Origin of the sequence: Streptomyces hygroscopicus subsp. hygroscopicus (assembly GCF_001553455.1) — a bacterium.
Lineage (GTDB): Bacteria > Actinomycetota > Actinomycetes > Streptomycetales > Streptomycetaceae > Streptomyces > Streptomyces hygroscopicus.
Window position 1 is genome coordinate 1 of sequence record NZ_BBOX01000063.1, and the last position, 4,772, is coordinate 4,772.

At 73.6% G+C, this 4,772-nt stretch carries 3 protein-coding genes; 1 reads left to right on the forward strand and 2 read right to left on the reverse strand.

The features are described from left to right. The coding region (locus AXW62_RS08040) for a HAMP domain-containing protein (RefSeq protein WP_442267812.1) at positions 1-1,072 on the reverse strand (1,072 nt) is incomplete at its 3' end. Positions 1,073-1,433: 361 nt separating this feature from the next. Between AXW62_RS08040 and AXW62_RS08045 the strand changes: the two genes are divergently transcribed. Continuing rightward, positions 1,434-2,366 carry a hypothetical protein gene (locus tag AXW62_RS08045; RefSeq protein ID WP_252368532.1) on the forward strand — a complete coding sequence of 311 codons (933 nt, stop codon included), beginning with the start codon at positions 1,434-1,436 and terminating at the stop codon, positions 2,364-2,366. A gap of 354 nt (positions 2,367-2,720) precedes the next feature. Here the strand turns inward: AXW62_RS08045 and AXW62_RS08050 are convergent. Further along, a partial coding sequence (locus AXW62_RS08050; RefSeq protein WP_060943892.1) for a hypothetical protein occupies positions 2,721-4,772 on the reverse strand: 2,052 nt, incomplete at its 5' end.

A 4,772-nucleotide genomic window follows, 5' to 3' on the forward strand; every position in this document is an offset into this window, starting at 1 on the left:
CCGCCGCGTCGGCGGGGTCGCCCTGGAGCTGCCGGCGCAGGCGCTCGAGGGCGGCGCCCACCCGGGCGGCCTCGCCGGCCCTGGGCACGCTCACCGGACGGGCGAGGTCGCCCCGGGTGAGCCGGCGGCTCTCCAGGAACAGCCGGATCAGCGGACGCTGCACGGTGCCGAACAGCACCACCACCGCGAGCCCGCCGATGAGCAGCAGGGCGCCCGCGGCGGCCAGACCGAAGGCGGGGCGGGTGATCTGGGAGGCGTGGGCGGGCACGCCGACCTGGGTGACGACGGTCAGGCCGAGGTCGCTGGCGGTGGTGGTGTCACCGGGCTGGGGCGCGGCGAGCGTGGCGTAGCCGCCGACGGTACGGACGTCCCCGGCGGTGTCCCCGGTGAGGTGGCCGCTGACGCCGGTGTAGCCGCCCGAGCCGGGGGCCTTGGCCTTGACGGGGTGCTGGCGGCCCTTGCGGGCGGCGGTCTTAGCGAAGGCGGCGAGCTGCTCGCGGGCCCGGTCGCCGTCCAGGGCGCCGTGGGTGGACAGCAGCCGGCCGGTGGAGTCGACGACGCCGATGGCGCGCCCCGGGCCGAGGTCGACGCCGGGGAAGCTGAGGGTGCTGGAGGCGACGAGCAGCTGCTGCGGCTGGCCCTTCCAGGACAGCAGGGCGAGGATGATCAGCCGGGTCTGGCCGTTCTCCAGGCGCACCATGCGCGGGGCCAGCCCGTCGGCGCGGGAGAGTTCGCCGAGGTCGATCGCGGTCAGCGGGACGTTCTCGCCGCGGGCGGCGAGCATCTTGCCGGACGAGATCTCCAGGACGGCGGTGCCCCGCCACTTCTGGTAGACGTTGCCGACCTTGTCCAGGACGGTGTCGGCGGAGACCGGGCGGCCCTCGTTGAACAGGGTCGCGGTGCCGGTGAGATCGGCGACCGACTCGTCCAGTGACGCCCGCAGTGCGATGGCGCCGTCTTCGGCGACGTACTGCTGCGAGCTGAGAACCGCCTTGGGGACCAGGGCGCTGTCCGGTTTGCCCAGGGTCAGGGCGGTGATTCCGGCAAGGGAGAGAAGCAGGACCGACAGCACGGCTATAGGGGGACGAATACCCCCCAAGAGTGACATGTCGGCCCGTCGGCGGACCTTGTGCCGCCGCTTCGAGCGCGAAGCGGCCACAGATGTGCTCCTCTCATGCAACTCACATCACAGAGCGCACTCGAGTGCGATCCGGACCGTCAGACCGTCAGAAGGATCAAAGGGTTGCACATCTTAAAGAAAAAGTGAGAAAACCCGTTTGCTCTCGATCAGGACTGGGCAAACGATATCCTCACATTCTTTGCCGGTCGTTCACCCGCTGGCCATTTTTCGCCCGCTTCATCCCGATATGCCCATGCACGGCGGTGATTATGATGAGGCGATCATGGCGGGACTCCAAGCAAAGTCGATCATCATGGTGGCTCTGGCTGTCGTGTTCGGCGGGCTGGTGATCGGATTCAGTACGTACAGGATCGGCCACCCGACCGGCGACGACGGCCCGGCCCCCTCCGGGCCGAGTGGCCCCGAGGTCCCGCTGGCGCGCAGGATCACCGACTTCACGGCCCGGCTGGACCCCGGCTCCGGCTACCGGGAGCCGCGCCGCGCCGAACGCCGGGCCGTCGCCGACGCGGTGGGCCTGATCCTCGACGGACACCCGGCCCGCGCCCGCCCGCTCCTCTCCGACGTCGACTTCCGGCTGCGCACCCTCACCGACGCCACCACCGGCCGCCGCTTCGCCGAGCTGTCCGACCGCACCGAGGACGGCCCCACCCCGCGCGGCTGGGCCCGGGTGTACATCGACCTCTCCGCGCCCGCCCGCTGGTCGGTCCAGGTGCCGCACCCGGTCGCCGACGCGGACACCGAACGCCTCGGTGCGCGGGTGCTGCTGGACTCCCCCGGCGGCGTCCTGGTGCTCGCCGGTGCCCACCGCAGGGCCGGGGCGGGCGACGCCGCCGACGTCGCCCACCGCACGGACTCCGTCTTCGACGCGGTCTGCGCCGAACTCGCCCGGCGCGGTCTGCCCGGGGTCCAGATCCACGGTTTCGCCGACGACTCCGCCCCGGGCCGGGACGTCGTCGCCTCCACCGGCAAGGGCCCGGCGGGCCGCGCGGACGCCCGCCGGCTCGCGGCCGCCCTGACCGCACGGCACTTCACCGTCTGCCGTGCCTGGGCCCGCGACTGCCCCCTGGAGGGCCGGGACAACGTCCAGGGCCGCCGGGCCGCCGCCCGGCACGTGAGGTTCCTGCACATCGAGTTCGCCCGGTCGGTGCGCACCAGCGCCCCCCGGATCCGGTCCGCGGCGGCGGCCGTCACCACGGTGACCAGGCACTGGGCGAAGAACACCTGAGCGCGCGGGACCACGGGAGCCGGGACCGCGGGGACCGGGACCGCAGGGGGCAGGGACCGCAGGGACCGGGACCGCGTGGCGCCGGGACTGCCGAGGGACCGCCGGGGACCGGAACCGCGGGGGCCGGGACCGCGGGGGCGGCGCCCGGCCGGAGCGGGGCCCGGAGCCGGGCGCGGTACGCCCATCGGCGGCCACCGGGCCCGGCGTTGCTCATCTCGACTGGCACCAGTGATCGGCCCGACTCCCCTGGCACCGCGGCTGGTACCGCGGCGGGCAGGGGCCACTCGGCGGTGAGCGGGGGCCGCCGTGCGACACCAGCGGCCCCTGCCCCCTCGTCAGCGCTCCCCCGCGGCCTCAGCCCTGGGCCGGGGCCACGGTGAACGCGCTCTTCACCGTCTGCGTCACCGCGTTGCCGTCCGCGTCGGTGCCGGTGACGCGCAGGGACGCGTCCCGGCCCGCCGCGGTGTCCGGAGTGGTCCAGTCCGCGCGGAACCGGCCCTTGCCGAGCGAGGTGGTGGACGCCTTGGTCCACCGCTCCCCGTCGTCGAAGGACACCTCGACCGTCGCCTTGGTGACGGCCGGCGGAGCCACCGCGCCCGGCGCGTGCCCGAACCTGACCACGAGGTGGTCCTCGCCGGCCGGGCTGGTGCCGTCCAGCGCGGCGCCGAGCTGGTAGTGCGGGACGACGACCGGCAGCGCCGAGCACGCGTCGGGCCCGTCGTACTCGCCCTGCTCCGACACGCACGTCCAGTCGTCCGGCACGGTCTTGCCGCCGGAGTGGCCGGAGGAGAAGGTCCATTCGGTGTGGGTGGTCAGCGACTGGCGGAAGTCGCTGTTGGTCCTGGTCTGGTCGTAGACGACCTTGTACGCGGCCTTCTCGGGCGGCACGGTCAGGACGCCGCCGGAGATGCCGTCGCTCTCGTACAGGGTCGTGTCACCGGATACCACCGCGAAGTGCGAGGAGGAGATGTCGGACGGGAACGCGAGGTCCTTGTGCCCGGCCGAGTCCGTCACCGTGGCCAGGGAGAAGGTGAGGGCGTCGCCCTTGCGGCACGCCGCGCAGTACCACGTCTCGCCCAGGGTGGCGGCGCCCCGCGCGGGCTCGGTGAAGCCGGGGACCAGCGGGCCGCGCAGCCAGTCGACCGTGGTGGTCCTGCCCGGCGTGAGGGGCTGCTTCTGGGACACGAAGCGCCGTTCCCCGGCCTTGAGCCAGTCGTGGTACGAGGTGCCGGGCGAGCCGCCGATGTACTCGGTGCGCCGGGCCGGTGTCTTGAACAGCTGGGACAGCGTGCCGCCGCCGGTCTCGTACGGCAGGTACATCAGGCGTGCGACCTCTTGGGCGCGGCCCGGCGTGTCGCTGTGGTAATTGGTCCGCACCGTGGCCAGTTGGCGTCCGGTGACCGTGTAGTGCTGGTTCCTCGCGATCACACCGGCCGGGTTGGCCAGCTTGAGGTCATAGGAATAGGGCTCGGCCGCCTCGCTGGGCGCGTCCCGGTGGGTGTACACGTTGAAGCGCAGACCGCCCCTGGTGACGGGCCGGGCGGAGGGCTGTACGAAGGTGGGCACCCCGCCGGCGACGCCGGTGGTGGTGTGGATCGCCGTGGCGTGCTTGGTGTCCTGGCGCAGGTAGTCGAGGATGAGCTGGCTCTCCCGCGCCGTCCTCGGGGTCGAGAAGGTGACCTGCTGGGTGGCCTTGCGCAGGTCGAGCACGACCTCGGTTCCGGTGGCGCCGTCGGGGACGGTGAACTCGGCGGTGGCCAGGCGTATGTCGTCAGCCTCGCCGTCACTGCCGAAGGTGGGGGCGGTGACCTGCGCGGTGTAGTGGCCCGCGGGGACCTCCAGCTGTGCCGCCCCGTCGACGGCCTGGAGGTTCGGCTCCTGGTAGCGCGCGGCGTCGTCGACGCTGGCCAGCCCGAACGAGGTGGTCCCCGGGCGGGGTCGGCCGTCCGGACCGAGCACGGTGACCTTCACCGGGTGGTCCGCCCGCGGCCCCGGACGCGGGGCGGTGTGCGCGCCGGCCGACGCGACCGCCGGCGCCACGGAGGTGACACCGCCGAACAGCGGGCCGCCGCCGACGGAGCCCTCGGCCGCCTCGGCGGCGGCCTGCTTCGCCAGCGCCGCGCCGAACGCGGGGCCCGACGGCGGTGCGGTGGCGCCCCCGGTGGCCTTGACGCGTACCGGAGTCGTGGTGGTGACACCGGCCTTGACCAGGGCGGACACATTGAACAGCGCGGGATCCAGGGTGCCGCCCAGATAGGGCAGCGCGGTCATCGGAATGACGAAGACATCGTTGTCCGAGCGCCGCGTGACATAGTCCGCCGTCGCGCCCGGACGCGCCGTCACCACGACCGTCCCGTCCCCGCGGAGCGTGACGCGCTCGCCGGTGACCAGGGTGACGGTGTGCGC

What these genes read in the sequence shown, in the direction of transcription:
- AXW62_RS08045 (WP_252368532.1), top strand. Translation starts at nt 1,434, where the DNA reads ATGGTGGCTCTGGCTGTCGTGTTCGGCGGGCTGGTGATCGGATTCAGT.